The sequence below is a fragment of the Geodermatophilus sp. DSM 45219 genome (assembly GCF_900104025.1).
Classification (GTDB): Bacteria; Actinomycetota; Actinomycetes; order Mycobacteriales; family Geodermatophilaceae; genus Geodermatophilus.
Window position 1 is genome coordinate 1 of record NZ_FNIQ01000008.1, and the last position, 25,761, is coordinate 25,761.

General features: G+C 75.6%; 22 protein-coding genes and 1 other RNA gene. 17 read left to right on the forward strand and 6 right to left on the reverse strand.

Annotated features, from left to right (window positions below; translation table 11 throughout):
• Positions 1-389: 389 nt before the first annotated feature.
• Positions 390-755 (forward strand): VOC family protein, encoded by a 366-nt coding sequence (locus BLR12_RS25395; protein ID WP_091382342.1) that lies wholly within the window; start codon positions 390-392, stop codon positions 753-755.
• A 3-nt stretch (positions 756-758) separates the two neighbouring features.
• Here the strand turns inward: BLR12_RS25395 and BLR12_RS21440 are convergent, their stop codons facing one another.
• Positions 759-1,079 carry a GYD domain-containing protein gene (locus tag BLR12_RS21440; RefSeq protein ID WP_091382345.1) on the reverse strand — a complete coding sequence of 107 codons (321 nt, stop codon included), beginning with the start codon at positions 1,077-1,079 and terminating at the stop codon, positions 759-761.
• A 112-nt stretch (positions 1,080-1,191) separates the two neighbouring features.
• On the opposite strand from BLR12_RS21440, the gene BLR12_RS21445 reads away from it, so the two are divergent.
• The 5 genes from BLR12_RS21445 (at position 1,192) to ssrA (ending at position 5,511) form a co-directional block, all read left to right on the forward strand.
• Complete coding sequence (locus tag BLR12_RS21445) at positions 1,192-2,175, forward strand: GNAT family N-acetyltransferase (protein ID WP_255363693.1); 984 nt, start codon at positions 1,192-1,194, stop codon at positions 2,173-2,175.
• On the forward strand, positions 2,172-2,597 hold the full coding sequence (locus BLR12_RS21450; RefSeq protein WP_091382658.1) for a protein-tyrosine phosphatase family protein: 426 nt from the start codon (positions 2,172-2,174) through the stop codon (positions 2,595-2,597). Before BLR12_RS21445 ends, BLR12_RS21450 begins: the two co-directional genes overlap by 4 nt.
• Before the next feature lie 10 nt (positions 2,598-2,607).
• Positions 2,608-3,480: an SCO6745 family protein gene (locus BLR12_RS21455; protein ID WP_091382348.1), complete on the forward strand. Its 873-nt coding sequence runs from the start codon at positions 2,608-2,610 to the stop codon at positions 3,478-3,480.
• Between the two features lie 456 nt (positions 3,481-3,936).
• Positions 3,937-5,076, forward strand: a complete 1,140-nt coding sequence (locus BLR12_RS21460; protein ID WP_091382350.1) for a magnesium and cobalt transport protein CorA — start codon at positions 3,937-3,939, stop codon at positions 5,074-5,076.
• A gap of 58 nt (positions 5,077-5,134) precedes the next feature.
• Positions 5,135-5,511, forward strand: a transfer-messenger RNA (tmRNA) gene (ssrA, locus tag BLR12_RS21465).
• Positions 5,512-5,610: 99 nt separating this feature from the next.
• Here ssrA and BLR12_RS21470 read toward each other — a convergent pair.
• Complete coding sequence (locus BLR12_RS21470) at positions 5,611-7,317, reverse strand: lytic transglycosylase domain-containing protein (protein ID WP_091382352.1); 1,707 nt, start codon at positions 7,315-7,317, stop codon at positions 5,611-5,613.
• A 90-nt stretch (positions 7,318-7,407) separates the two neighbouring features.
• Entirely contained in the window at positions 7,408-9,510 is a 2,103-nt protein-coding gene (locus tag BLR12_RS21475) for a SpoIIE family protein phosphatase (protein ID WP_255363694.1), read from the reverse strand.
• Positions 9,511-9,689: 179 nt separating this feature from the next.
• Here BLR12_RS21475 and BLR12_RS24735 point away from each other — a divergent pair, with 179 nt between their 5' ends.
• On the forward strand, positions 9,690-9,854 hold the full coding sequence (locus BLR12_RS24735; protein WP_166527754.1) for a hypothetical protein: 165 nt from the start codon (positions 9,690-9,692) through the stop codon (positions 9,852-9,854).
• A 209-nt stretch (positions 9,855-10,063) separates the two neighbouring features.
• Here BLR12_RS24735 and BLR12_RS21480 read toward each other — a convergent pair whose 3' ends face one another.
• Both BLR12_RS21480 and BLR12_RS21485 read right to left on the reverse strand, forming a co-directional pair.
• Positions 10,064-11,113 (reverse strand): potassium channel family protein, encoded by a 1,050-nt coding sequence (locus tag BLR12_RS21480; RefSeq protein ID WP_255363695.1) that lies wholly within the window; start codon positions 11,111-11,113, stop codon positions 10,064-10,066.
• 103 nt (positions 11,114-11,216) lie between these two features.
• Positions 11,217-12,959 carry a class I adenylate-forming enzyme family protein gene (locus tag BLR12_RS21485; protein ID WP_091382355.1) on the reverse strand — a complete coding sequence of 581 codons (1,743 nt, stop codon included), beginning with the start codon at positions 12,957-12,959 and terminating at the stop codon, positions 11,217-11,219.
• 80 nt (positions 12,960-13,039) lie between these two features.
• On the opposite strand from BLR12_RS21485, the gene BLR12_RS21490 reads away from it, so the two are divergent.
• From BLR12_RS21490 to hrpB, 4 genes are all read left to right on the forward strand, one after another.
• Positions 13,040-13,891 (forward strand): patatin-like phospholipase family protein, encoded by an 852-nt coding sequence (locus BLR12_RS21490; RefSeq protein ID WP_091382357.1) that lies wholly within the window; start codon positions 13,040-13,042, stop codon positions 13,889-13,891.
• A 115-nt stretch (positions 13,892-14,006) separates the two neighbouring features.
• On the forward strand, positions 14,007-15,131 hold the full coding sequence (locus BLR12_RS21495; protein ID WP_091382358.1) for a glycerophosphodiester phosphodiesterase: 1,125 nt from the start codon (positions 14,007-14,009) through the stop codon (positions 15,129-15,131).
• Between the two features lie 113 nt (positions 15,132-15,244).
• The gene (locus tag BLR12_RS21500; protein ID WP_255363696.1) at positions 15,245-15,952 is read left to right on the forward strand and encodes a DsbA family oxidoreductase; all 708 of its coding nucleotides are present in this window, start codon (positions 15,245-15,247) and stop codon (positions 15,950-15,952) included.
• A 599-nt stretch (positions 15,953-16,551) separates the two neighbouring features.
• A complete protein-coding gene (gene hrpB, locus BLR12_RS21505; protein WP_091382361.1) occupies positions 16,552-19,038 on the forward strand; it encodes an ATP-dependent helicase HrpB in 2,487 nt (828 codons plus the stop codon).
• 37 nt (positions 19,039-19,075) lie between these two features.
• Here hrpB and BLR12_RS21510 read toward each other — a convergent pair whose 3' ends face one another.
• Positions 19,076-19,579, reverse strand: a complete 504-nt coding sequence (locus tag BLR12_RS21510; RefSeq protein ID WP_091382363.1) for a MarR family winged helix-turn-helix transcriptional regulator — start codon at positions 19,577-19,579, stop codon at positions 19,076-19,078.
• Between the two features lie 87 nt (positions 19,580-19,666).
• On the opposite strand from BLR12_RS21510, the gene BLR12_RS21515 reads away from it, so the two are divergent.
• From BLR12_RS21515 to BLR12_RS21540, 6 genes are all read left to right on the forward strand, one after another.
• A complete protein-coding gene (locus BLR12_RS21515) occupies positions 19,667-20,224 on the forward strand; it encodes a YceI family protein (protein ID WP_091382365.1) in 558 nt (185 codons plus the stop codon).
• A 241-nt stretch (positions 20,225-20,465) separates the two neighbouring features.
• Positions 20,466-20,798, forward strand: a complete 333-nt coding sequence (locus BLR12_RS21520; RefSeq protein ID WP_091382367.1) for a hypothetical protein — start codon at positions 20,466-20,468, stop codon at positions 20,796-20,798.
• Positions 20,799-21,183: 385 nt separating this feature from the next.
• Positions 21,184-21,372 (forward strand): hypothetical protein, encoded by a 189-nt coding sequence (locus BLR12_RS21525; RefSeq protein ID WP_091382368.1) that lies wholly within the window; start codon positions 21,184-21,186, stop codon positions 21,370-21,372.
• 190 nt (positions 21,373-21,562) lie between these two features.
• The gene (gene typA, locus BLR12_RS21530) at positions 21,563-23,452 is read left to right on the forward strand and encodes a translational GTPase TypA (protein WP_091382370.1); all 1,890 of its coding nucleotides are present in this window, start codon (positions 21,563-21,565) and stop codon (positions 23,450-23,452) included.
• A gap of 282 nt (positions 23,453-23,734) precedes the next feature.
• Positions 23,735-24,967 (forward strand): aldose epimerase family protein, encoded by a 1,233-nt coding sequence (locus BLR12_RS21535; protein ID WP_091382371.1) that lies wholly within the window; start codon positions 23,735-23,737, stop codon positions 24,965-24,967.
• A 188-nt stretch (positions 24,968-25,155) separates the two neighbouring features.
• Positions 25,156-25,656, forward strand: a complete 501-nt coding sequence (locus tag BLR12_RS21540; RefSeq protein WP_091382373.1) for a DUF5994 family protein — start codon at positions 25,156-25,158, stop codon at positions 25,654-25,656.
• Positions 25,657-25,761 lie beyond the last annotated feature (105 nt).

Below are 25,761 nucleotides of genomic sequence, written 5' to 3' on the forward strand. Positions count from 1 at the left end.
GCCTCGGGGCCGGGGTCGGGGTGATCCGGCGTCAGGAACGACTCTGCGGGCCCTTCCGCAGGCCACCCGCCCACCAACCGCAAGAGATCCGCAAGATGGGGGGATCCCTCGCCCCCGTGCCCTCGCGACCTCACGCAGCGGCTGTGCCGCAGCCTGCAGGGCCCCAGCACGCAGCGCGCCGTCCTCTCGGCTGTACCGGGCCACGGACGTGGCCGCGTCGAGGTCGTCGTGCTCGACGAGAGCGGGCACTGGCCGATGCTGGACGACCCGGTCGGTGTCGGGCAGGTCGTCCTGCCGTTCCCGGCCCGCGCCACGGCCGGGCGCCCGGCGGCTCCGTGAGCGGCGCTCTCCGGTGGCAGGGCGGTGCCCGGCTGTCCAGGCTGGCGCGGGTGAGGCTCTCGGCGACCGTCCTGGACACCCCCGACCCGCCCGGTCTGGCCCGCTTCTACCAGCGGCTGCTCGGCTGGCCGCTGGTCGAGGACACCCCGCAGTGGGCGCGGCTGCGACCCGGGGACGGCGGTCCGGGGCTGTCCTTCCAGCAGGAGGCCGACCACGTGCCGCCGGTGTGGCCGGCTGGTCCGGGCGACCCGCGCATGCAGCTGCACCTGGACGTGGAGGTCGACGACCTCGACGCCGCGGTGGCGGTGGCAGTCGAGGCGGGGGCCACGGTGGCGGGGTTCCAGCCGCAGGCCGGCGTCCGGGTGTGCCTGGACCCGGCCGGCCACCCGTTCTGCCTGTTCCTGCCCGGCTGGTGACCCTCAGCTCGCCCCGGACGCGTAGTGCGGGTGCATCCGGGCGGCCCGGTCGACCTCCTCGGGGGTCAGCAGGACGACGGTGCGGACCGTGGCCACGCCGCCCCCGCTGATGGACAGCGACAGGGCCGCGGCGGCCGCGGGGTCGGGCAGGTCGACCACGGCGTAGACGTCCTCGTCGCCGAGGGCGAAGTCGAAGCTCTCCAGCCGCCCCTCCAGGTCCAGGACGGCGTGCGCGAAGGCGCTGCGGCGCGCCGTGCCGCCCGCGGCCATCACCGCCCGCGCACCCTGGGCCTGGTACCGGGCGATGACCAGGAAGCGGGGCACGGGGCCCTCCTCTCGGCGGCGTGCGCCGATGCTGGCGGCGGGCCGCCCCGCCCGCAAGGGGACGGCCGCAACCCGGTCGACCGGACCCGACGGCGTCCCTACGCTGCGCCCCGTGCCCACGCTGTCCGACGGCCTCACCGCCCGTCCGCTGACCGCGGACGACCTCCCCGCGGCGGCGGAGCTGCTCGCCGCCGCCGAGCCGACCGACGACACCGGGGAGCACCTGGACGCCGACGACCTCGCCGAGTGGTGGGTCAACGACCTGGTGGACCTGCCGCGCGACAGCCGGGCGGTGTGCGCCGCCGACGGCGCCCTCGTGGGCGTGGCCGTGGTGATGTCGATGGGCGGGGTGCGGCAGGACCACCGCGTGCTGCTCGAGGGGCGGGTGCACCCCGGCTGGCGCGGCCGGGGCATCGGGCGGGCGCTGCTGGACTGGCAGCTGGCCCGGGGCGAGGAGGTGCACCGGCGCGACCACCCGGAGCTGCCCGGGCGGCTGACCGTCTCGGTGTACCCGGGGATGGGCACCCTGGAGGCCCTCGTGCGCCGGGCCGGCTTCACCGCCGAGCGCTGGTACGCCGACATGGAGCGCCCGCTGACCGCACTGCCGGAGGTCCCCGCGGTGCCGGGAGTCGAGCTGGCGCCCTACGCCCCCGAGCGGGACGACGAGGTGCGGCGCGCGCACAACGCGGCCTTCACCGACCACCACGGTTCCGCCGAGCGGGACGCGACGGCGTGGCGGGCGTGGTTCACCGGGATGCGCGCCTTCCGGCCGGAGTTGTCGGTGCTGGCCCTGGTCGACGGGGCGGTCGCCGGCTACGTGCTGACCTACGTCTACGACGCCGACACCCGCGCGACCGGCCTGCAGCAGGCGCACCTCGGGCAGCTCGGCGTCCTCCGCGCCGCCCGCGGGCGGGGGATCGCCTCGGCCGCGATCGTCGCGGCGCTGCAGGCGGGAGCGGCCGCCGGCTGCGACACCGCCGGGCTGCAGGTCGACACCGAGAACCCGACCGGGGCGTTCGGCCTCTACCAGCGGCTGGGGTTCGCGCCGATCCGCACCCGCGTCGAGTGGGCCCGGACCTGCCCGGCGGCGCCGTGAGCTGGGCCGATGACGCGGGGCTGGTCGAGCTGCCGCGCGGCGTGCGGGTCCGCGGCCGGCGGCTGGGCGCCCCGGCGTCCCCGGCCGACCGGGCGGTCGTCCTCGGCAGGGGCCCGCTGCCGCCGTGGCCGGCGCGCCGGGTGCGCTGGCCGGACTTCGGGGTGCCGCTGGACCGCGACGACGTCCTCGCCGCCCTCACCGAGGCGCTCGACCGCGCGCGGGCGGGGGAGCGGGTGGAGGTCACCTGCCGCGGCGGGGTCGGGCGCACCGGCACCGCGCTCGCCGCGCTCGCCGTCCTCGACGGGCTGCCCGTCGACGACGCCGTCCGGTGGGTGTGGGAGCGGTACCACCCCCGCGCTGTGGAGACGCCGTGGCAGCGCCGCTGGCTGCGCCCGCTCGGCCCGGCGGACGGCGGTCGTTAAGGTCCGGCGCATGGTCAGCGTCGATCGGCCCGCCCTGCCCGACGTCGCCCGCGCGCACCGCGCCGTCGAGCCGCTGCACAACCAGGTCTACTTCTCGCCCGAGCAGGACGAGTACCTCACCGCGGTCGGGCTGCGTCCCGGCCGGATGTGCTACTTCGCCGGGCGGGCGGCCGCGATGGGCGCGGTCGGGCCGGGCACCGTGGTCGCCACCTTCGCCAACTTCGCGCCGTCCCTCGTGGCCCGGCACCTGCCGCGTGCCTGGACCCTGGCGAGCCCCGAGCAGGTGCTGGCCGCCCGGCTGGACGGCGCCCGCGCCTCGCTGACCCGGCTGCTCGGCGGAGCCGACGCCGCCGCCGCGCCCGAGGTCGCCGAGCTGGACGGCCTGCTGCGGGAGGCCTGCGGGGTGCTCGCACCCGAGGGCCGCCCGCTCTATGCCGGGCACGCCGACCAGCCCTGGCCCGACGAGCCGGTGCTGTCGCTGTGGCACGGGGCCACGCTGCTGCGCGAGCACCGCGGTGACGGGCACGTCGCCTGCCTGGTGCGGTCGGGGATGTCCGGTCTGGAGTCGCTGATCACCCACACGCACACCGGTCGCGGCTTCACCGAGGCCGCCGCCAAGGCCACCCGCGGGTGGAGCGACGAGGAGTGGGCCGCGGCCTGCGCGCGGCTCACCGGGCGGGGGCTGCTCGCCGAGGGCGCGCTCACCGAGGCCGGCGTGGCCCTGCGCGCGGAGGTGGAGGCCGGCACCGACGCGCTCTCCGCGGCGCCGTGGGCACACCTCGGCCCGGAGCGCACCGCGCGGGTGGTCGAGCTGGGCCGCGCGCTGTCGGCCCGGCTGGTCGCGAACGGCGCCTACCCGGCCGGGGTCTTGTCCGGGAGGTAGCGGGCTCGTGCCCGCGCCGGCGTCCTCCGGCTCCGTGCTGCCGGTGCTCGTCGACCTCGTGCTCAGCGTCCGGCTCGAGGCCGGTGGCCACCAGGGCCGGCACGTAGCCGGCCTCGTCCTCGACGTCCGCGACGGTCACCTGGATGTCGGCGACCGCCTCGCGCCCGCCGACGAGGTGGGCGGCCAGCGCGTCGTCGGTCACGTCCCGGACGCTGCCCGCCGGATCCCGGGAGGGCAACCGTCGGCTGCCGTTCACCTGCGCGGGGGAGTCGGCTGGACAGCGCGTGTCACGATGGACGACGGCCCTGTCGCGGGCCGGCCCACGGACGACGGGAGGTGCTGCGCGTGCCCAGCGAACCGCCCAGTACCGGCACCGGAGGCCGCACCGCCTAGCGCCACGCGCGGGAGTGGGCTCCGACGAGTCCTCCCGTTCCCGCGACCGCTCAGGAGCCCGCCGTGGTCGACCGCCGCCGTGCGTCCCTCACCGCCCTGTCCAGCCTGACCCGCCGCCCGCGGCCCGAGCTGGCCCTCGCGCCCGCGCCGCCCGCCCCCGTGCCGGTCGACCGGGAGCGGCCCGCGGTGATCGTCGACAACGCCGTCTACTCGTCGGGACGGCGGGTGGCGACGCCGGACAGCGTCGCGGGGAGCCACGAGTGGCTGGTGGAGGACCCCGAGCGCCTGGTCTGGCTCGGCCTGTACCGGCCCGAGCCCGCGGAGCTCGGCGAGCTGGCCGAGCAGTACGACCTCCCGGAGCTCGCGGTCGAGGACGCGATCAAGGCCCACCAGCGGCCGAAGTTCGAGCGCTACGGCAGCACGCTGTTCGTCGTCCTCAAGGCCGCCCGCTACCTCGACGCGGCCGAGGAGGTGGAGTTCGGGGAGCTGCACCTGTTCCTCGGCCGGAACTTCGCCATCACCGTGCGGCACAGCGAGTCCCCGGACCTCTCCCGGGTGCGGCGGCGGCTGGAGAGCGAGCCGGCGCTGCTGGAGAAGGGCAGCGAGGCGGTGCTGTACGCGATCCTCGACGCCGTCGTCGACGGGTACGCGCCGGTGGTCGCCGGGCTGGCCACCGACATCGACGAGATCGAGACCGAGGTCTTCCGCGGCGACCCCGGCGTCTCGCGGCGCATCTACGAGCTCTCGCAGGAGGTGCTGGAGTTCCAGCGTGCCGCCGCCCCGCTGACCGGCATCCTCGCGGCGATCACGGCCGGCTTCGACAAGTACGGCGTCGACGAGGAGCTGCGCAGCTACCTGCGCGACGTCGCCGACCACGTGGTGTCGGTGACCGAGCGGGTGGAGGCGTTCCGGCTCCAGCTGCGCGACATCCTCACCGTGAACGCCACGCTGGTCGCGCAGCGGCAGAACGAGGAGATCCGCGAGCTCACCGAGGCCTCGATCGCGCAGGGCGAGGAGGTCAAGAAGATCTCCGCCTGGGCGGCCATCCTGTTCGCGCCGACCCTGGTCGGGACCGTGTACGGGATGAACTTCGAGGACATCCCCGAGCTCTCCTGGCAGCTGGGCTACCCGTTCGCGCTGGTGCTCATGATCGGGGTGAGCGTCACGCTGTACGCCGTCTTCAAGCGCCGCGGCTGGATCTGAGGCGCCGCCGGGAACAGCGCGTCGTCCGATGCCGTTAGGCTGTCTGCACAACTACACAGGGGGTGAATGGTCTCGACTGCGGTCGTGTGACCAGGGGAAGCGAGCCGAGGAAGCCGACGATGAGCTCGTTAACCACGCGTCGGAAACAACACAAGCGCCGACTCCAGTCAGCGCGACTTCGCCCTCGCTGCCTGATAGCAGCGTAGGCGGGTCTGTCAGCCCGGGTTCGTCATCGGCCCGGATCCTGGCATCAGCTAGATGACTCACCGTGCGTGCCGGTCGCGGGCGCGCACGGGACACCTCACAGCGACTGGGCCCGTCACATCGACTCGTTCGTGGGATCGATGGGGTCGAGCAGAGACAGAGCGGACTGCGCTCGGAGAAGCCCTGGTGATGCGTCGTAGGACGCGGGTTCGATTCCCGCCACCTCCACCCCTGCAGAGAGCCCCGTGAGGACCACGTCCTCACGGGGCTCTCGTGTGTCCGGGCTCGTCCTGGTCTGTCCGAGACGGCGCCGACCGGTGCGTCGCCCTGTCAGGGCGCGCAGACCAGATCGGCGGCGTCCGCGGCTCCGACGACCACGGTGACCCGGTCGACGGCCCCGGCCTGCGCGGTGCCGGTCAGGCCCAGGGCCTCGGCGAGCGCAGCCGCCACCTCGGCCTCGCCGTCCGGGTACAGGACGGCGGACATCGCGTCCTGACCGGCCGTCACGGCGCCGACCGTGCCGCCCGCCGCCACCACCCGGGCAGCCACGGCGGCCGACACGGACGGGTCGGCGGAGCCGTCGCGGATGTCGACCGTGCCGAGCGACGCCACGGCCGGGGTGGTGCACCCGGGCGTCGTCGTCGGTGGGGTCGTCGCGGGCGGGGCGGTGGTCGTCGGGGGCGTGGTGGCCGGCGGCGTGGTCGTCGCCGGCGGCGTGGTGACCGGGGGCGTGGTGACCGGCGGGGTGGTGACCGGCGGGGTGGTGACCGGCGGGGTGGTGGCCGGCGGTGCCGTCGTCGGCGGCGTGGTGACCGGCGGGGTGGTGGCCGGCGGTGCCGTCGTCGGCGGGGTCGTCGTCCTCGGCGGGGTGGTGACCGCGGGCGGCGTGGTGACCGGCGGGCTCGTCCTGGGCTGGGTGGTGACCGCCGGCGGGGTCGTGGTCGGCGTCGACACCGTCGGTGGGGTCGGAGCCGGCAGGTCCGCTCGTGGGGCCGCGGCCGGCGGGGACGTCGGCGGTGCCGTCGTCCTGCGGGCAGGAGCCGGCGGCGGGCTGGACGACGGCGGGCTCGCGGTCTGCGGCGCAGCCAGTGGGGCGCCCGGGTGCGCCGGCGGGTCGGACGGCGGGGGCACCGCGACGGTCGGCACGATGGGCGCCGGGGTCCCGGCGTACTCGGCGGCCAGGGTCAGCACCGTCGCCGCGTAGCTGTCGGAGTGGTTGTACGCGAGGACGGCGCGTCGCTGGCCGCCGACGGTGGTGAGGTCGCCGCCGGCGGCGCACAGGTAGCGGGCGGTCGCCCGGGCGGCGTCCTGGACGTCGAAGGGGTCGCTGCTCCCGTCGCCGTCCCCGTCGCTGGCGTAGCGCGCCCACGTGGACGGGATGAACTGCATCGGGCCGACGGCGCGGTCGTAGACCGTGTCGCCGTCGAGGCGTCCGCCGTCGGTGTCCCGGATGAGGGCCGTGCCGGTGCCGTCCAGCGCGATCCCGACGATCCGGGGCGCCGACCGCCCGTCGGTCTGCAGCACCGCACCGGCGAAGCGGCCGTGGTCGGACTCGACGCGGCCGATGGCGGCGACCAGCGACCAGTCGATGCCACACCCGGCCGGCGCTGCCGCGGCGGCGGAGTCGTAGGCCGCCTTGGCGAGCGACGGGATCCCGCCGGCCGCCAGGCCCGACGCGGCAGCCGCCGCGCTCGACGGCGCCGCGGTCGAGCCCGGGGCGTCGGACGGCGGCACCGCGGACGGCGCGGCGGCGGTCGGCGGGGAGGTGTTCTGGGCGGCCGCGTGGGCGAACGCCTGGAACGCGGCCGGCGGCTGGTCCTGCGCGGTGCTCGCGGCCGGTGCGACGGCGCCGTCCCCCTGCGAGGACGCCATCAGGCCGGCGGCGACCACCACGGCCGCGCCGCGCCACAGTCCCGGCCCGTGCCGCCGCGGGGCCGGCACCCGAGCGGCCGGCGCCTGCCGCCGGTGGCGTGCACGGCCGGCTGCCCCGGAGTTCTTCGACATCGACCCGTCCCCCATGACCTCACCGGCACGCACCGCTCCTGGCGCGGGCCAGTCTCTCTCCGGCCCGGCCGTGCGCGCGCCCGCCAATCCGGGGGGTCGGGAGCGTCCGGCAGCCCCGGGGTCTCAGCCGTCCGGGAGGCCGGGTGGGGTGCGGTTCGGTCCCGCCTCGGCCGGCCGCGGCTCGCGCTGGTCGTGCAGCCGGACGGCGACCAGCGCGACGTCGTCCTCCGGGTGCGGCGGCAGCATGCGCTCCTGCAACCGGTCGACGAGGTCGTCGAGCGGGAGGTCGTCGGCGGCCAGGCCGGTCAGGGTCTCCTGCAGCCGCTGCAGCCCCACCTCGATCGGCTGGTCACGCGCCTCGATGAGCCCGTCGGTGTAGAGCAGGATCGTCGCGCCGTGGCCGAGGAGGGCCTCGTGCTCCCGGCGTGCGGTCTCCGGGACCACCCCGAGCAGCAGGTCGGCCTTCTCCCCGGCGAGGAACTCGACCTCGCCGTCGGCGGACACGACCACGGCCGGCGGGTGGCCGGCGCTGGACCAGCGCAGCCGGGTGAGCCCCTGGTCGGCGAGGTCCGCCTCCTGTTCGAGGCGTCCCACCAGGGCCGTGGCGATGATCCCGGTCCGCAGCGTCTCCAGGACCTCGTCGGTCCGGCGCAGCAGCTCGGCGGGGCCGGAGCGGTCGGCGGCGCCGAGGCTGCGCAGCACGGTGCGGGCCTGCCCCATGGCGGCGGCGGCCTCGGTGTCGTGGCCGATCACGTCACCGATGACCAGGACGCTGGCGCCGTCCGGCTGCATGAACGCGTCGTACCAGTCGCCGCCGACGTCGGCGGCCTCGGCAGCAGGTGTGTACCGGACGACGATCTGCACGTGGTCCGGCTGCACCGGGCGGGTGAACAGCGACCGCTGCAGGCCGGCGGCCAGGTCGCGCTGCTGGCGGTACAGCCGGGAGTTGTCCAGCGCCAGACCGGCCCGCCCGGCGACGTCCGCCGCGGTGTCCCGGTCGGTGGCCGACATCGGCCCGCGGGCCGCGCCGTTGAACAGGGTCAGCAGGCCGACGGTCCGCCCACGACCGCGCAGCGGGAGGACGACGAAGGACTCCGGCGCGAGCTCGGCGACCCGGTCCTGCGCATCGCCGGGGACCAGCACGCCCTGGACGGCGGCGGTGGCGCCGGAGTCGACGACGACGCTCCGGCCGGTGACCAGCGCGCGGAAGAGGAAGGACTCCTCGCGCAGCGCCGGGATGCGCCGCTCCGCGTAGGCGTCCAGCGTCGTCCGCAGGGCCTCGTCGGCGTGCGCCCAGCCGACGTCCCGCAGGCCCCGCCGGCCCCGGGCCGGGCCCTCGTCGTCGACGAGGGTCACGACGCACCAGTCGGCCAGCGCGGGGACGACGAGCCGGGCGAGGTAGGCGACCGCGCGCTCGGCGTCCAGCGTCCCGGTGAGCTGCTCGGTCACCGCCGCGAGCAGCGCGCTGCGCCGGGCCGCCCGCTCGGCCTCCTCCTGCACGCGGCGCCGATCGGTGACGTCGAGGAAGTAGAGGGCGACCCCGCCGTTCTCCGGCACCGCCCGCACCTCCACCCAGATGTCGAGCGGCTCGGGGTAGTGCGCCTCGAAGGTGACGGCCTCGCCGGACTCCGACGCGCGCCGGTAGTGGTCCTCGAAGACGGTCCCGACGGCGGCGGGGAAGTGCTCCCAGACCGTGCCGCCCAGGAGCTCGCCGCGGGGGCGGCCGGTGATGCGCTCGGCCTGGGCGTTCACGTACGTGATCCGCCAGTCGGCGTCCATGGCGAGGTAGCCGATCGCCAGCGACTCCAGGGCGGCCTGCACGCGGCCGCTGCTCTCCCGCTCCGCGGTGACGTCGTGTGCCGCGCCCACCAGGCGGACCGGTCGGTCGTCGGCGTCGGTGAGCATCCGCCCGCGCGCCGAGAGGTGGCGCACCCGGCCGTCGCGCAGCGGGACCCGGTACTCGGTGGCGTAGGCGCCGGTCCGGGTCAAGGCGGCGTCCACCTCCGCGGCCACCCGGGGCACGTCGTCGGGGTGGATGTGCCGGTAGGCGTCGGCCAGACCGCCGCCGAAGTCCGCGGGGTCCACGCCGAGCAGCTCGAACATCCACCGGTTCCAGGTGAGCCGGCCGGTCGCGACGTCCACCTCGAAGGTCCCGATGCGAGCGGCGTCCACGGAGAGGGCGAGGAGCGCGCGACTGACGTCGTCCCCGTCGCCCGTCCCGTGCACGTGACCATTGTGGACGGGCAACGGCGGGTGTCGCCGGGCGTGTGCCCACGGTCGCACCGGCGGGGGTGGTCGCCCGGCCGGTGCCTCATCCACCCCATCGGGGTGACATCGGTGTTGCACGGCTGGATTGACACCCCGCAGGTGCCGACCCTCCTGGCACCCGACGGAAGGAGCTCGTCATGCGGAACATGGCGTGCAGGGCCGTGGCCCAGGCCTCGCTGGTCGCGACGACGGCCTCGCTGGACGACGAGCAGCCCTGGCCGCTGCTGCTGGTGGCCGGGTGGCTGACCACCGCGGCCGACCTGGTGCAGCAGGCCGACGCGCTGGACGCCGTCCTCGTCTGACGCCCCGGGCTGCGGGCCCGGGCCCGCCTCCGTGACGACGTCGGCCGTGCATGACGTGGCCGCACGGTGGGTGGGGTGCGGACATGGCGCAGGTCCGCCTGGAGACGCGCCACATCCGCACACCACTCCGGCTCGGGAACTCCGGGTCGCCCGGGCCAGCTCCGCCGACCTCCCCGTACCGACCCGGGGACGGGCCGGCAGGGGAGTGGTCAGCTGGCGGCGAGCTGACCGCCCGGCGGGTGGGAGCGGACCACCACGAGCACGTCCTCGGTCTCGAGCGTGCCGATCAGCGGGTCGTCGAAGCGCAGCGTGCGGCCGCCGCGGGTGACCGACAGGACGACGTCCCGCAGCTGCCGCGGACCCAGACCGACCTCGCCGGCCGTGACCCGCCGCTGGTGCAGGTCCAGGCCCTGGCCGCCGGTGACCAGGTCCTCGACCGTGGCGACCACCCGCGGCGCGTCGGTGGACAGCCCGAGCAGCCGGCCCGCGGTGGCCGAGGTGGTGATGACCGTGTCGGCGCCGGACTGCCGCAGCAGCTGCGCGTTCTCCTCCTCGCGCACCGACGTGGTGATCGGCACGCTGGCGTTCAGCTGCCGGACGGTGAGCGTGATGAGCACCGACGCGTCGTCCCGGTTGGCCGCCACGATCACCGCCCGGGCCCGCTCGATCGAGGCCCGCCGCAGCACCTCGGTGCGGCTGGCGTCGCCCACGATGCCGGTCAGCCCCAGCGAGTTGGCCTCGTCGATCGCCCGGGGTTCCGGGTCGACGACGACGATCTGGTCCAGCGGGGTGCCGACGGCCTGCAGGGACCGGATGGCGCTGCGGCCCTTGGTGCCGTAGCCGCACACGATGACGTGCTGGCGCACGTGGGACCTCCAGCGACGGATGCGGAACTCCTCGCGGGTGCGCGTGGTCAGCGCCTCGAGGGTGGTCCCGATGAGGACGATCAGGAACAGGATGCGCAGCGGCGTGATGACCAGGATGTTGACGAGCCGGGCGCCCGGGGTCAGCGGCGTGATGTCGCCGTACCCGGTCGTGGACAGCGACACGGTGGCGTAGTAGAAGGCGTCGAGCAGGGTGATGCCCACCTCGTCGCCGTCCCGGTAGGCGTCCCGGTCCAGCCACACGATGAACACCGTGGCCAGCAGGACGGCCGCCGCGATCACCACCCGGCGCGACACCTGGCGGAACGGCGAGAGCTCCTCGTGCGCGATGCGGACGCCGGAGTGCTCGGTCGCCGGATCCATGTCGCCGTTCACCCGCGGGACGATAGTGAGCCATCCGGCGGCCCGCGTGCGCGCCGCACCCGTCCGGGTGAGCGGACGGGTGCTGCGACGGCAGCGGTGGGGTCGGAGCGGGGCCTCAGCCCCCCGTGACGGTGGACCGCTCCCGCGCCGCCAGCTCCCGCTTGAGCACCTTGCCCGCGGCCGACACGGGGATCGCGTCGATGAAGACCACGTCCCGCAGCCGCTTGTACGGCGTCACCCGCTCGTTGACCGCGGCCATCACCGAGGCGGCCGTCAGCGCGGCCCCCGCGTCGTCCGCCCGGCGCACGACGTAGGCCACCGGCAGCTCCCCGGCCTCCTCGTCGGGCCGCCCGACCACCGCCGCGCCGGCCACCCCGGGGACGCCGAACAGCACCTCCTCCAGCTCGCGCGGGAAGACGTTGTAGCCCTTGTGGAGCAGCATGTCCTTGGTGCGGTCGACGATCGCCAGGTAGCCGTCCCCGTCCAGCACCCCGACGTCCCCGGTGTGGAACCAGCCCTCGGCGTCGATCGCCTCGGCCGTCGCCTCCGGCCGGTGCGCGTAGCCGCGCATCACCTGCGGCCCGCGGATGCACACCTCGCCGCGCTCCCCGGCCGGCAGCGGGGCACCGCCGCCCAGCGGCCGGATGCTGATCTCGGTGTCGAACAGCGGCACGCCCACCGTGCCGGCCCTGCGCGTGCCCGACCGCCACACCGGGTTCCCGGTGGCCTGCATGGTGACCTCGGTGAGCCCGTAGCCCTCGCCGATCACCGCGTTCGGCAGCACCGCCTGCAGCCGCTCGATCAGCGTCACCGGCAGCGGCGCCGCCCCGGAGGAGACGGTGCGCACGCCGGACCAGTCGGCCGCCAGGAACCCCGGCACCTGCAGCAGCGCCACGAACACCGGCGGTGCCCCGCCGATGGATGTCACCCGGTGCCGGATCGCGTCCTCGACGTAGCGCACCGGGTCGAAGCGCACGTGGACCACCGTCGTGGTCCCGCCCATGACCATGCCGTTGAGGTAGCCGATCACCCCCATCGCGTGGAACCACGGCGTCAGGTTGACCAGCCGCGCCCCGCCCAGCCGCGTCGGGTACTCCTCGGGCCCGGCCACCTGGCGCAGCGTCACGTCCCCCGCCTCGTCGAGCTCCGGCAGCGAGCCCGACGACCAGCACGCCGACTGCAGCACGTTGGTGACGACGGCGCGGTGCGGCAGCTCCACGCCCTTGCTGACCCCCGTCGTCCCGCCGGTGTAGGCCAGGTGCGCGAGGTCCGCGGCGGGGTCGACGCCGGCGTCCAGGTGCCGGTCGATCGGGTCGCCGGCGAGCAGGTCGGCGAGGTCGACCTCCCGGGCCTCGAGCTCCAGGCGCGCGTCGAGGTCCAGCGTGTGCGCCTCCCCGGTGACCACGACCGTCTCCACCGGGGTGGTCGCCAGCGCCGACCGCACGAGCGGCAGCACCTGGTCCCAGGTGACCAGCACCCGGGCACCGGCGTCGGTGAGCTGCGCGGCGAGGTCGGCGGCCGGCAGCAGCGGGTTGGTGGGGCAGAAGGTCGCCCCGGCCAGCAGGACGCCGTAGTAGACGGCCGGGTACTGGCGGCAGTTCGGGATGTGGACGGCGACGACGTCCCCGCGCCCGACGCCGTGGTCGGCCAGCCAGTTGGCGACCGCGTGCGCCCGAGCGCCCAGCTCGGTGAAGCTCAGCGGGACGTCGTGGTCGACGAACGCCGTCCGCTCGCCCCAGCGGCGCACCGCCGCCCGCAGGATCGAGCCGACCGGCACCGACGGGTACTCCAGCGAGGGCGGCAGACCGGGTGGCCTGCGCTGCACGGTCGGACCCGGTGCGTCCTGCGGAGCGGTCATGCGGATCCCTCCTGTCCGGAACCCAGCGTGGCGCACGTCACTACGCGTGTCGAGGGCCGACCGTGGGTGAGGATGGCGCCATGACCGACCAGCGGACCGCCCTCGTCCTCGGCGGCGGCGGGATCACCGGCATCGGGTGGGAGATCGGTGTCCTCACCGGGCTGGCCGAGGCGGGGGTCGACCTGACCGGTGCGGAGCTGGTCGTCGGCACGTCCGCGGGCTCCGTGGTCGGTGCCCAGGTGGCCGGCGGTGCCGACCTGGAGGCGGTGTACGGCCGCCAGCTCGAGCCACCCACCGGGGAGAAGGTCGCCCGGATGACCCGCGCCGCCCTCGCCCGCTACGGCTGGGCGGTGCTGCGCAGCCGCGGGGACGACGTCGCGTTCCGCCGGCGGATCGGTGCGCTGGCGCTGGCCGCCGAGCGGGCCGGGCTCACCCCGAGCGAGCAGGAGCGGCTCGACGTCATCGGCTCCCGGCTGGTCGGCCGCGAGTGGCCCGACCGCGACCTGCGGGTCACCGCCGTCGACGCGGAGACCGGCCAGTTCCGCGTCCTCGACCGCACCTCCGGCGTCCCGCTGCTCCAGGCGGTGGCGGCCAGCTGCGCCGTCCCCGGGGTCTACCCACCGGTCACCATCGACGGCCGCCGCTACGTCGACGGCGGCATGCGCTCGGCCGCGAACGCCGACCTCGCCGAGGGGTGCGACCGCGTCGTCGTCCTCGCGCCCGTCCCGCGCGGCATCGGTCCGCTCAGCAGCGTCGACGCCCAGGTGACCGGGATGGTCGCGCGGGTCGCCGTCGTCTCGCCGGACGCCGCCAGCCGCCGTGCCATCGGCCGCAACGTCCTGGACCCCGCCGCCCGCGCCGGCTCCGCGCGGGCCGGGCGGGCCCAGGCGGCCGCGGTGGCCGCCGAGGTCGCGGAGGTCTGGCAGGGCTGAGGGACGCCGGTTCACCTCCTGTTCGCGCGAGTGCCCACGTCGCGGTCACGTCGCCGGGCTGGGATCGTCCGGGCCGACGGCGACGGTCGCCGTCAGAGCCCGGGGGAGTGAACCCATGCCACGTGCCCATCGCCGGACCGCGCTGCTCGCCGCGTCCGTCGTCGCCGTCCCGCTGCTGCTGGCCGGTCCGGCCACCGCCGCTCCGCCGGAGCGGGAGGACCGCGGCCCCGAGGCCGACGAGCTGCTCGTCATCGGCCACCGCGGTGCGTCGGGCTACCGGCCCGAGCACACCCTGGCCGCCTACGAGCTGGCCGCCCGGATGGGCGCGGACTACATCGAGCCCGACGTCGTCAGCACCGCCGACGGCGTGCTGGTCGCCCGCCACGAGAACGAGATCTCCGGGACGACGGACGTCGCCGAGCGCCCCGAGTTCGCCGACCGGCGGACCACCAAGGTGATCGACGGCGTCGAGCTGACCGGCTGGTTCACCGAGGACTTCACGCTGGCCGAGCTGCGCACGCTGCGCGCGGTCGAGCGGCTGCCCGGGATCCGCGAGGAGAACACCCTCTACGACGGGCTCTACGAGGTGCCCACGCTCGACGAGGTGCTCGAGCTGCGCGAGGAGCTGTCCCGCGAGCTGCGCCGCGACATCGGCGTCTACATCGAGACCAAGCACCCCACCTACTTCGACGGCATCGACCTCTCCCTCGAGGAGCCGCTGGTCGAGGACCTCGACGAGGCCGGGCTGGACCGCCGCAGCTCGCCGGTGTTCGTGCAGTCGTTCGAGACGGCCAACCTGCTCGAGCTCGACGAGGTGGTCGACGTCCCGCTGGTGCAGCTGATGTCGAACACCGGCGCGCCCGCGGACCTGGTGGCCGCCGGCGACCCGCGCACCTACGCCGACCTGGCCACCGCCGAGGGGCTGGCGGAGATCGGGGAGTACGCCGACGGGGTCGGGCCGGACAAGAACCTGGTTATCCCGCGGGAGGACGACGGCACGCTCGGCGAGCCGACGTCCTTCGTGGCCGACGCGCACGCCGCGGACCTGCTCGTGCACCCGTACACCTTCCGCAACGAGAACGAGTTCCTCCCCGCCGACCTGCGCGACCCCGGCGAGGAGCCGTCCGACTACGGCCAGGCGATCGACGAGCAGCTGGCGTACTGGGAGGCCGGCGTGGACGGGCTGTTCACCGACAACCCCGACACCGGCGTCGTCTCGCGGGAGCTGTTCGAGGACTGAGAGAGGACCCCTTCCTCCCCACCCCTCGCTCCGCTCGGGGCGGTGCCCTGGAGGGGCCGGGCGTCCCGGCCGGAATGCGAGCAGCCGGCCGGGACGTTCGCCGGGACGTGAAGGTGGAGATCTGGTCCGACGTCGTCTGTCCCTGGTGCCACATCGGCAAGCGCCGGTTCGAGGCCGCCCTCGAGCGGTTCGCGCACCGCGACGAGGTCGAGGTGGAGTGGCGGTCCTTCGAGCTCGACCCCGGTGCGCCGTCGGCCGCCGCGGGTGACCCCGTCTCGCCGACCGAGTACGCCGAGCGGCTGGCCCGCAAGTACGGCACCTCGGTGCCGGGCGCGCAGCAGATGACCGACTCCATGACCCAGCAGGCCGCCGCCGAGGGGCTGGACTTCCGCTTCGACCGGGCGGTGCGCGCCAACACCTTCGACGCCCACCAGGTCATCCACCTGGCCGGCGAGCGCGGTGTGCAGGACGCGGTCAAGGAGCGGCTGCTGACCGCCTACTTCAGCGAGGGCGAGGCGGTCGGCGACCGCGAGACCCTGGTCCGCCTCGCCGCCGAGGCCGGGCTGGACGCCGACGAGGTCCGCGCGGCCCTGGCCGACCAGCGCCACGCCGGCGCGGTGCGGGCCGACGAGGCCGAGGCCCAGGCGCTGGGCATCAGCGGGGTGCCGTTCTTCGTCGTCGACCGGAAGTACGGCGTGAACGGCGCGCAGCCGGCCGACGCGCTGCTGCAGGTCCTCGAGCGGGCCTGGTCCGAGCGCACCCCGCTCATCCCGGTGATCACCGGCGGCGAGGTCTGCGGTCCGGACGGCTGCACGGTCTGAGGTGGCTCACCGGCCCAGGCGGCCTCCCGGGCCCGGGTCACCGCCTCGGCGCGGTCGGCCACCGGGAGCTCGGCGGAGATCGCCGCCACGTGGTCGATGACCGTCTCGGGGGACAGCGACAGCGCCCGCGTGATCGAGCGTCCGGGCGCACCCGCGACCTGCTCGACGGCCCCGTCGCCGGTGCTCGCCGTGCCGGCCACCTCCAGGTCGGGCTCCGCGTCGAGCAGGGCGACCTCGCCCCGCCGGCACCGCGGGTGGTCCTCCACCACCAGGATGCCTGCCCGGCCGACCGCGGCAGCCAGCCAGCTCCGACCGCGCGGCGCTCGGCCCGGCGACGACCAGCAGCGGGCCGAGGACGGCGACCGCCCAGGAGGTGGCGAGGACCGCGACGCCGCTCGGCGTGCGGCGACGGTCGGTGCGGGGACCGCGGTCGTGGTCGTCGGGTCCTCCCGGCCGGGGTCGGTGGCGACCACGTTCCCGACGGGGGACTCCCGGGCGGCAGGGTGCACCTTCCCGGACCGACCGGGAGGACCGTCCTGCCCGTCGGTCACCCGGCGTCCCCGGCTGGGGTGGCCCGGCCGCTCCGGGACACTGGTGGCGTGCTGCCACCGCCGGGGACGCCGGGCACCGACCTCCCCGTGCGGGCGGTCCTCCCGGCGCTCCACGCCGCGCTGGCCGGGGTCGGCAGTGCCGTCCTGGTCGCACCGCCGGGCACCGGGAAGACCACCCTGGTGCCGCTGGCGCTGGCCGGAGGGCTGCCGGGCCGGGTCCTGGTCGCCGAGCCCCGCCGGCTCGCCACCCGCGCCGCCGCCCGCCGGATGGCCGCGCTCCTGGGCGAGCCGGTCGGCCGCGCGGTGGGCTACAGCGTCCGCGGGGACAGCCGGCGCAGCGACGCCACCCGGGTCGAGGTGGTCACCACCGGGCTGCTGGTGCGCCGGCTGCAGGCAGACCCGGAGCTGGCCGGGGTCGGCGCCGTCGTGCTCGACGAGTGCCACGAGCGGCACCTGGACACCGACCTCGCCCTGGCCTTCCTGGTCGACGCCCGCGCCGCGCTGCGGCCGGAGCTGCGGCTGCTGGCGATGTCGGCGACCGCGCAGGCCGGCCGGCTGGCGGCGCTCCTCGGCACCACCGCGCCGGCGCCGGTGGTGGAGGCGACCGGGACCCTGCACGACGTCGAGCCGGTGTGGTGCCCGCCCGAGCCCCCGATCGCCCCGCCGCACGGCAGCCGCGTCGACCCCCGGCTGCTCGACGCGGTCGCCGCGACGACCCGCCGCGCCCTGGCCGAGACGCCCGGCGACGTCCTCGTCTTCCTCCCCGGTGCCGCCGAGATCGCCGGCGTGGGCGGCCGGCTCGGCGGGCTCGACGCCGACGTCCGTCCCCTGCACGGCCGGCTGCCCGCGGCCGCGCAGGACGCCGCGCTCGCCCCCGGGCCACGGCGGCGGGTGGTGCTCGCCACGGACGTGGCCGAGAGCAGCCTGACCGTGCCCGGCGTGCGCGCCGTCGTCGACGCCGGACTGGCCCGGGTGCCGCGTTTCGACCTCTCCCGCGGGCTGGGTGCCCTGACCACGGTGCGGGTGTCGCGGTCCTCGGCGGTCCAGCGCGCGGGGCGCGCCGGCCGCGAGGGGGTCGGCCGGGTGTACCGGCTGTGGGCCGAGGCCGAGCACGCCCGGTTGCCGGCGGCGCCCGAGCCGGAGATCGCGGTGGCCGACCTCACCGGGCTGGCCCTCGAGCTCGCCTGCTGGGGCGCCCCCGACGGCACCGGCCTGGCCCTGCCCGACGTGCCGCCGGCCGCCGCGCTCGCCGTCGCCCGGGACACCCTGCGCGAGCTGGGCGCGGTGGACGACGCCGGCCGGGTCACCGCCCGCGGGCGCTCGCTGACGGCCGTCGGCGCCCACCCCCGGCTGGCGCGGGCGCTGCTCGACGGCGCCCCGCTGGTGGGTCGCCGCCGCGCGGCCGAGGTGGTGGCGCTGCTGTCGGCCGACGTCCCCGGGCGCTCCGACGACCTGGTCGCGGACTGGCGGGCCCTGCGCCGCGACCGCGGCGGTCCGGGGAGCCGCTGGCGCGAGGAGGTCGACCGGCTGGCCCGCGCCGTCCCGGACGCAGCCGACCCCGGCGTTCCGGACGAGACCGCAGCCGGCCTCGTGGTCGCCCTCGCCCACCTCGGGTGGCTGGCGCGCCGGCGGCCGGGCGGTGGGCGCACCTACCTGCTGGCCGCGGGCACCGGCGCGGAGCTGGCGCCCGGCACCGCCCTGACCGGCGCCGAGTGGCTGGCGGTGGCCGCCGCGGACCGGCAGCCGGGCCGACGGGACGCCCGGGTGCGCCGGGCGGTCGCCGTCGACGAGGGGACCGCCCGGGAGGCCGGCGGGGTCACCGACGGGCCCGAGGTGGCCTGGCGGGACGGCGACGTGGTCGCCGCGCGGGTCGAGCGGCTCGGCGCGATCGTGCTCACCGAGCGCCCGCTGCCCGACCCCGACCCCACCGCCGTGGCCGCCGCGGTCGCCGAGGCGCTGCGCCGCGAGGGCCTGGCGCTGCTGCGCTGGACCCCGGCCGCGACCTCGCTGCGCGAGCGGCTGGCCGCGGCACGTGCCGGGCTGGGGTCGCCCTGGCCCGCGGTCGACGACGAGTCGCTGGGTGCGGCCCTCGCCGGCACCCCGGCGGTCTCCGCCGCCCGCAGCCGGGCGGACCTGGCCCGGGTCGACGTCGTCGCCGCCCTGCGGGGGCTGGTGCCGTGGCACCTGGCCGGCCGGCTCGACGAGCTGGTGCCCGAGCGGGTCGAGGTGCCGACCGGGTCCCGCGTGCGGGTCGACTACGGCGATCCCGAGGTGCCCACGCTGCAGGTCCGGGTGCAGGAGGTCTTCGGCTGGGCGGCCACCCCGGTCGTCGCCGGTCGTCCGCTGCGGCTGCAGCTGCTCTCCCCGGCGTCCCGGGTTGTCGCCACCACCGCCGACCTCGCCGGCTTCTGGGTCACCGGATACCCCGCCGTCCGCAGCGAGCTGCGCGGCCGGTACCCGCGCCACCCGTGGCCCGAGGACCCGGCCACCGCTCCCGCGACCCGGCGGGCGGCGCCTCGCGGCCGACCGGGCTGACCGCGGTCCTCGCCGGGTCCCGGGACGGCGCCTGCGCTCAGCGCGGGCCGAGGTGGCGCAGCAGCGTCTCGCCCAGGTCGCGCATCGCCGCGACCTGCTCGGGGGAGAGCTGGTCGAACAGGTGCCTGCGCACGCCCTCCACGTGCACCGGGGCGGCGGCCTCGAGTGCTGCGAAGCCGTCGTCGGTGAGGACGGCGAGCTGGCCGCGGCCGTCCTCCGGGCAGACCTGCCGGCGCACCCAGCCACGCTCCTCCAGCCGGGACACCGCGTGCGAGAGCCGGCTGCGCGAGGACAGGCAGCGGTCGGCCAGCTCGCTCATCCGCATCATCCGGCCCTCGGTCTCGGACAGGGCGACGAGGATCTCGTAGTAGGCGTGCGAGATGCCCGTCGCGTGGGTCAGCTCGCGGTCGAGCCGGTCCTGCAGCAACTGCGCGCTGTAGAGCCAGGCCCGCCAGGCCTGCTGCTCCTCGGCATCGAGCCAGCGCGGCTCCCCGGCGGTGGAGCCGGGGTCTCCGGGAGCGAGCGACACGTCGGCGGGCATACCCCCGAGGGTACTGGCGGAATAGATGAGCCTTCAACTAGAGTTCCCCACAGCATACGGTTCAACGCTCAACCACCTGGAGGCACCATGACCACCGTCACGCAGATCCCCGGTTACGTCGTCGGCACCTGGGACATCGACGCCAGCCACTCGACGGTCGGGTTCTCCGTCCGCCACATGATGGTCAGCAAGGTCCGCGGCTACTTCCGTGACTTCTCCGGCGAGATCGTCACCGCCGAGGACCCCACGCAGTCCAGCGTCACCGCGCGCATCAACATGGACTCGATCGACACCCGCCAGGAGCAGCGCGACGCGCACATCCGCTCCGCCGACTTCTTCGACGTGGGCAACCACACCGAGATGATCTTCCGCTCGACCGCCGTCGCCACCGACGGTGCCGACTGGACCGTCACCGGTGACCTGACCATCAAGGGCGTCACCAAGCCGGTGACCCTCCAGCTCGAGCTCAACGGCTTCGGGCCGGACGCCTACGGCGGCACCCGCGCCGGCTTCTCCGCCAAGACCGAGATCTCCCGCAAGGAGTACGGCGTCGACATCGACATGCCGATGGACGGTGGCGGCGTGGTCGTCGGCGACAAGATCAGCGTCGAGCTCGAGATCGAGGGCGTGCTCCGCACCGCCTGACAGAGGACCCCTCTGCCCCCACGCCGCGCAAGCTCGGCGCGGGACCCCGCAGAGGGGCCGACACCAGGGCCCCGGACGCCGAGTCGCGTCCGGGGCCCTCGTCCGTCCGCTCCGAGTGCGCAGTCGCGGTCGCCCGGGCCGGCGTGGCCGCGCGTGTCGACGACCGCAACTGCCCACTCGACGGTCCTGCCCCGGTCGACCGGTGACCGCCGCCGTGGCCACGGCGGGGGAGACTGGGTGCATGACGAGCTCGACCCTGACCCGCACGCGCGCCCGCATCCCCTCCGCCCTCCTCGTCGCCCTCGGCCTGGCGGCCGGCTTCGGCGTCGCGCAGGGGACCGGGATCCGGGCGCTGGGCGGTGCGCTGTTCGTCGGTGCCGGGCTGGGGGCGGCCTGGCTGTGGGCGAGGCACCGCGGCTGGGCGGTGGCGCTCGGGCTCGGCGCGCTCTACGTCGGCGCCTTCGTGCTCGCCCACGTGCTCGCCCTCGGCGTCGGGATGGCGTCCTGGCTCGCCGTCGGCCTGGTGACCCTCGCCGCCGCCGGCATCACGTACGCGGTGGCCGACCGCGCCTGAGGTGCCCGTCGCGCGCGAGGCACCTCGCGATGGCGCGTGCGGACGGCGTTCGGCCAGGCTGACCGCGTGACCCGTCCACCACGCCGTCGCCTGTTCGTGCTCGCCCGGCCGGCGGTCGCGGCAGGGGCGCTCTACGGTCCGACCCTGCAGGCCCTCGACGTCCTCTCGTTCGACGAGGAGTGGAGCTGGCAGGAGGCCGCCCTCCGCGGCGCGCTCTTCGCCGTGGGGGTGCTCGTGGTCACGGTGGTCGTCCGGCGCCAGGCCGAGGAGCTCGTGGAGCGGGCCGCCGTGGCGCGAGTGCTCTCGGCGGGGGCCCTCCCGGACGGGGGCGGACCCGAGGACCGCGCGCCGCCGGCTGCAACGGGAGCGGGTCGCCGCGCCCGGTGTGTCCGTCGTCCTGGCGGCCCTGGTCGCCGCCGCGACCCTGCAGCCGGCAGGGCCGGCCGGGTGGGGCTGGCTGTACGCCGCGGTCCTCGTGGTGGCCGGGATCGTCGTCGGCGTCCGGCAGCACCGGCGCGTGCAGACCACCGAGCGGCTCCTCGCCGAGCCGGAGGATCGACTCGCCCGCGCGTGAGGCTGCTCACGGATCGCCGCTCGGCCCCCCGCCGGGTCCCGCTGCGCACGTCTGGGCGGAGGGGGGCAGGGGCTCTTTCTACTACCATGGGAAGGTCGCCGGGCCGGCGGCTGTTGACCCTGGTGTCTGGGCGCTCCGCGACAGAGACGGACGCGCCGACCCCCTGATCTCTCCCGAGGTGCCCTCCCGCATGCCCACCCGCGACGACCTGCGCAACGTGGCGATCATCGCCCACGTCGACCACGGCAAGACGACCCTGGTCGATGCCCTCCTCCGCCAGGCGGGTGCTCTCGGGCGCGCCAAGGGCGAGGGGACGGACAACGACTCCACGCAGGACCGCGTCATGGACTCGATGGACCTCGAGCGTGAGCGCGGCATCACCATCCTCGCCAAGAACACCGCCATCCACCTGGCCGACGAGGACGGCAACCCCGTCGTCGTCAACATCGTCGACACCCCCGGCCACGCCGACTTCGGCGGCGAGGTCGAGCGCGGCCTGTCGATGGTGGACGGTGTCGTGCTGCTCGTGGACTCCTCCGAGGGCCCCCTGCCGCAGACCCGCTTCGTGCTGCGCAAGGCGCTGGCCAAGCAGCTGCCGGTCATCCTCGTGGTCAACAAGACCGACCGCTCCGACGCCCGCATCGGCGAGGTCGTCGACGAGACCTACGAGCTGTTCATGGAGCTGCTCGAGGACTCCGGCATGGACGTCGACAACCTCGACTTCCCGATCGTCTACTCCAACGGCAAGACCGGGCAGGCCTCGCTCACGCGGCCGGAGGACGGCACGTCGCCCGACAGCCCCGACCTGGCGCCGCTGGTGAAGACGCTGCTCGACACCATCCCGGCCCCGGTGTACGACGCCGAGGAGCCGCTGCGCGCGCAGGTCACCAACCTCGACGCCTCGCCCTACCTCGGCCGGCTGGCGCTGCTGCGCATCCACTCCGGCACGATGAAGAACGGCCAGCAGGTGGCCTGGTGCCGTACTGACGGCACGGTCAAGAACGTCAAGATCACCGAGCTGCTGGTCACCGAGGGCCTCACCCGCACCCCGGCCGAGAGTGCCGGGCCCGGCGAGCTGGTCGCCATCGCCGGCATCGAGGACGTCATGATCGGGGACACCCTCGCCGACCCGGGTGACCCGCGCCCGCTGCCGCCGCTCACGGTCGACGAGCCCTCGATCTCGATCACCATCGGCATCAACACCTCGCCGCTGTCGGGCAAGTCGGGCAAGAAGCTCACCGCCCGGTTGATCAAGAACCGTCTCGACCAGGAGCTGGTCGGCAACGTGTCGGTGCGCATGCTGCCCACCGACCGCCCCGACACCTGGGAGATGCAGGGTCGCGGCGAGCTGGCGCTGGCGATCCTCGTGGAGCAGCTGCGCCGCGAGGAGTTCGAGCTCACCGTCGGCCGGCCCACCGTCGTCACCAAGGAGATCGACGGCAAGCTGCACGAGCCGGTCGAGCGGGTCACGATCGACACCCCCGGCGAGTACGTCGGCACGCTGACCCAGGCGCTCGCCGTGCGGCGCGCGCGCCTGGAGAACCTGGTGCACCACGACACCGGCTGGGCGCGGATGGAGTACATCTGCCCGTCGCGCGGCCTGATCGGGTTCCGCACCGAGTTCCTCACCGAGACCCGCGGTACCGGCGTCCTCAACCACAACCTCGAGGGCTACGAGCCGTGGCTCGGCGACATGCGCGCCCGGCCCACCGGCTCGCTGGTGGCCGACCGCCAGGGCGTGGCGACGACGTACTCGATGTTCTCGCTGCAGGAGCGCGGCCAGCTCATGGTTCAGCCGGGCACCGAGGTCTACGAGGGCATGATCGTCGGTGAGAACTCCCGTCCGGACGACATGGACGTGAACATCACCAAGGAGAAGAAGCTCACCAACATGCGCAAGTCCACCTCCGAGGAGCTGGAGCGGCTGATCCCGCCGCGCATCCTGAACCTCGAGCAGGCGCTGGAGTTCTGCGCCGAGGACGAGTGCGTCGAGGTCACCCCGGCCACGGTGCGCATCCGCAAGGTCGTCTTGGACCAGACCGAGCGCGGCAAGGCCAAGAACCGCAAGCCCAAGCCCTAGGAGGACCCCGTCCTCCCCACCCTTCGCAGGCTCACGGTGGGACCCGGGACGGGGCCGCCGGCGCCATCGGCGGGTGGCCGCCCGACACGCCGTCGGAGCGGGCCACCCGCCGATCCTCGTCCCGGAGTCCGTTGACACGCCTCTCCGGGCCTCCCTAGCGTCCAGCGGCGTCTGGGGCCGCACCACGGGGGAGCCGAGCGCACGCCGTCCCAGGGCGGGTTCGGCAGTGGTCCCGCCACCGTGCGACGACGCCGGTGGACCGCCACGGACACCGGAGCTCCCATGCCCGCAGAACCCACCGCCCGCCCGTTCCTCCGCGGCACCCGCCCGCGGCGCCGCCGCGCGCTGGTCGCGGTGGTCGGCGCCGGCCTGCTGACCGGCGGCCTGGCCGCCCCCGCAGGGGCCACGGACGACGACGGCGGAGGCGGGCCGACCGCGAGCGCCGAGCCCTTCGGCACCACCGCGGACGGCACTGCGGTCGAGCGCTGGACGCTGTCCAACGGCGACGTGACGATGCGCGTGCTCACCTACGGCGGCGTCATCCAGACCCTGGAGGTGCCCGACGCCGAGGGCGAGGTGGAGAACGTCGTCCTCGGCTTCGCGGACCTCGCCGGCTACGAGTCCGACGCCGACCCCTACTTCGGCTCGCTCATCGGCCGCTACGGCAACCGCATCGCCGGCGGCACCTTCACCCTGGACGGCCAGACGTACCAGCTGCCGCTCAACGACGGGCCGAACACCCTGCACGGCGGCCCGGTGGGCTTCGACGACCGCGTGTGGACCGCCACCGACGTGACCGACGACGACGCGGCCGCCCTGCAGCTGGAGCTGGTCAGCGAGGCCGGTGACCAGGGCTTCCCCGGCACGCTCACCACGACCGTCACCTACGCGCTGGACGACGAGGGCCGCCTCGCCGTCCACTACCAGGCCACGACCGACGCCCCGACCGTCGTCAACCTGACGCAGCACACCTACTGGAACCTGGCCGGCGAGGGCTCGGGCGACGTGTACGACCACGAGCTGCAGCTCGACGCGAGCGCCTACACCCCGGTCGACGAGACGCTCATCCCGACCGGCGAGATCGCGTCGGTGGAGGGCACCCCGTTCGACTTCCGGGAGCCCACCGCGATCGGCGCGCGCATCCGCGAGGCCGACCAGCAGCTGCTGTACGGCCAGGGCTACGACCACAACTGGGTGCTGGACCGCGAGGACGACGGCGCGCGGGAGGGCTCCGACGGCGAGGACTCCCTCGAGCAGGCCGCGGTGCTGCACGACCCGGACAGCGGCCGGACCCTGACCATCTCCACCACCGAGCCGGGCATCCAGTTCTACTCGGGCAACTTCCTCGACGGCACGCTCGTGGGCACCGGTGGCGGGGTCTACCGGCAGGGTGACGGGCTGGCGCTGGAGACCCAGCACTTCCCGGACTCGCCCAACCAGCCGGACTTCCCCTCCACGGAGCTGCGCCCGGGCCAGGTCTACGAGAGCACCACGGTCTTCGAGCTCTCCTCCTGAGCCGACGGCACCCCCGCGGACGCGCAGGTCCGCGGGGGTGCCGTGACCGTTGCGTGACCAGCCGTGACGGCGGGCCGGGGGACGCCGACCCGCCCGCGACCCGCTCACCGGGACGTGCCCCGCGGCCTGCCTAGGTTCTCCTCGGGGGCGTGTAGGCGGACCCCGGGGGCGATGAGGAGGCGACGCTGATGAGGACCACCCGGCACACGCTGGCGGCCGAGGGGCACCGCGGCGGGATCGACGTCCGGGTGAGTCTGCGCAGCGACGTGGGGTCCGGCGAGCAGGCCTTCGACGGCGCCTGGTTCCCGCGCAGCCGGGACCTCGCCGTCGAGCTGCCCGAGCTCGTGGCGGCGCTGGACAAGCGCGGGCTGCACATCGAGCGGTTCACCTACCCGCTCGACGTGTGGTCCCCGGCGCCTCGGAAGGTCGTCGTCGGCGGGCGGGTGGTGCGCACCGGCGGGTTCCGCAGCATGGACGCCGGCGTGGTCTGCCTGACCTGGGCCGGCAGCACCCGGCGCGCCGACCTGCTCGTCGTCCCGCCGGACACCGACGTCATCACCGGCGCCCGGGCGCTGCGGCTGTGCACCAGGCGCGGGCTGCCGCGCTCGCCGCAGATGGTGCTCGCCGCCGCCCGGTCCACCCCGATGCCGCAGGTGCCGCCGGTCCCGCCGTACACGCGGGCGGTCTGAAGCCGACGGCCCACGCCGACCGCGAACCGGCTGGACGGCGGGGGAGTGGGCTGAGCTGGGCTGGAGAAGGCCCCCCGTCCTCCCCACCCCTCGCAGTCTCGGGGC

Excerpts from the sequence above, each read along its gene's own strand:
- BLR12_RS21455 (WP_091382348.1), top strand. The coding sequence starts at position 2,608 with ATGGTCAGCGTCGATCGGCCCGCCCTGCCCGACGTCGCCCGCGCGCAC.
- BLR12_RS24735 (WP_166527754.1), top strand. The coding sequence starts at position 9,690 with ATGCGGAACATGGCGTGCAGGGCCGTGGCCCAGGCCTCGCTGGTCGCG.
- BLR12_RS21485 (WP_091382355.1), bottom strand. The coding sequence starts at position 12,959 with ATGACCGCTCCGCAGGACGCACCGGGTCCGACCGTGCAGCGCAGGCCA.
- BLR12_RS21490 (WP_091382357.1), top strand. The coding sequence starts at position 13,040 with ATGACCGACCAGCGGACCGCCCTCGTCCTCGGCGGCGGCGGGATCACC.
- BLR12_RS21495 (WP_091382358.1), top strand. The coding sequence starts at position 14,007 with ATGCCACGTGCCCATCGCCGGACCGCGCTGCTCGCCGCGTCCGTCGTC.
- BLR12_RS21510 (WP_091382363.1), bottom strand. The coding sequence starts at position 19,579 with ATGCCCGCCGACGTGTCGCTCGCTCCCGGAGACCCCGGCTCCACCGCC.
- BLR12_RS21515 (WP_091382365.1), top strand. The coding sequence starts at position 19,667 with ATGACCACCGTCACGCAGATCCCCGGTTACGTCGTCGGCACCTGGGAC.
- BLR12_RS21520 (WP_091382367.1), top strand. The coding sequence starts at position 20,466 with ATGACGAGCTCGACCCTGACCCGCACGCGCGCCCGCATCCCCTCCGCC.
- typA (WP_091382370.1), top strand. The coding sequence starts at position 21,563 with ATGCCCACCCGCGACGACCTGCGCAACGTGGCGATCATCGCCCACGTC.
- BLR12_RS21535 (WP_091382371.1), top strand. The coding sequence starts at position 23,735 with ATGCCCGCAGAACCCACCGCCCGCCCGTTCCTCCGCGGCACCCGCCCG.
- BLR12_RS21540 (WP_091382373.1), top strand. The coding sequence starts at position 25,156 with ATGAGGACCACCCGGCACACGCTGGCGGCCGAGGGGCACCGCGGCGGG.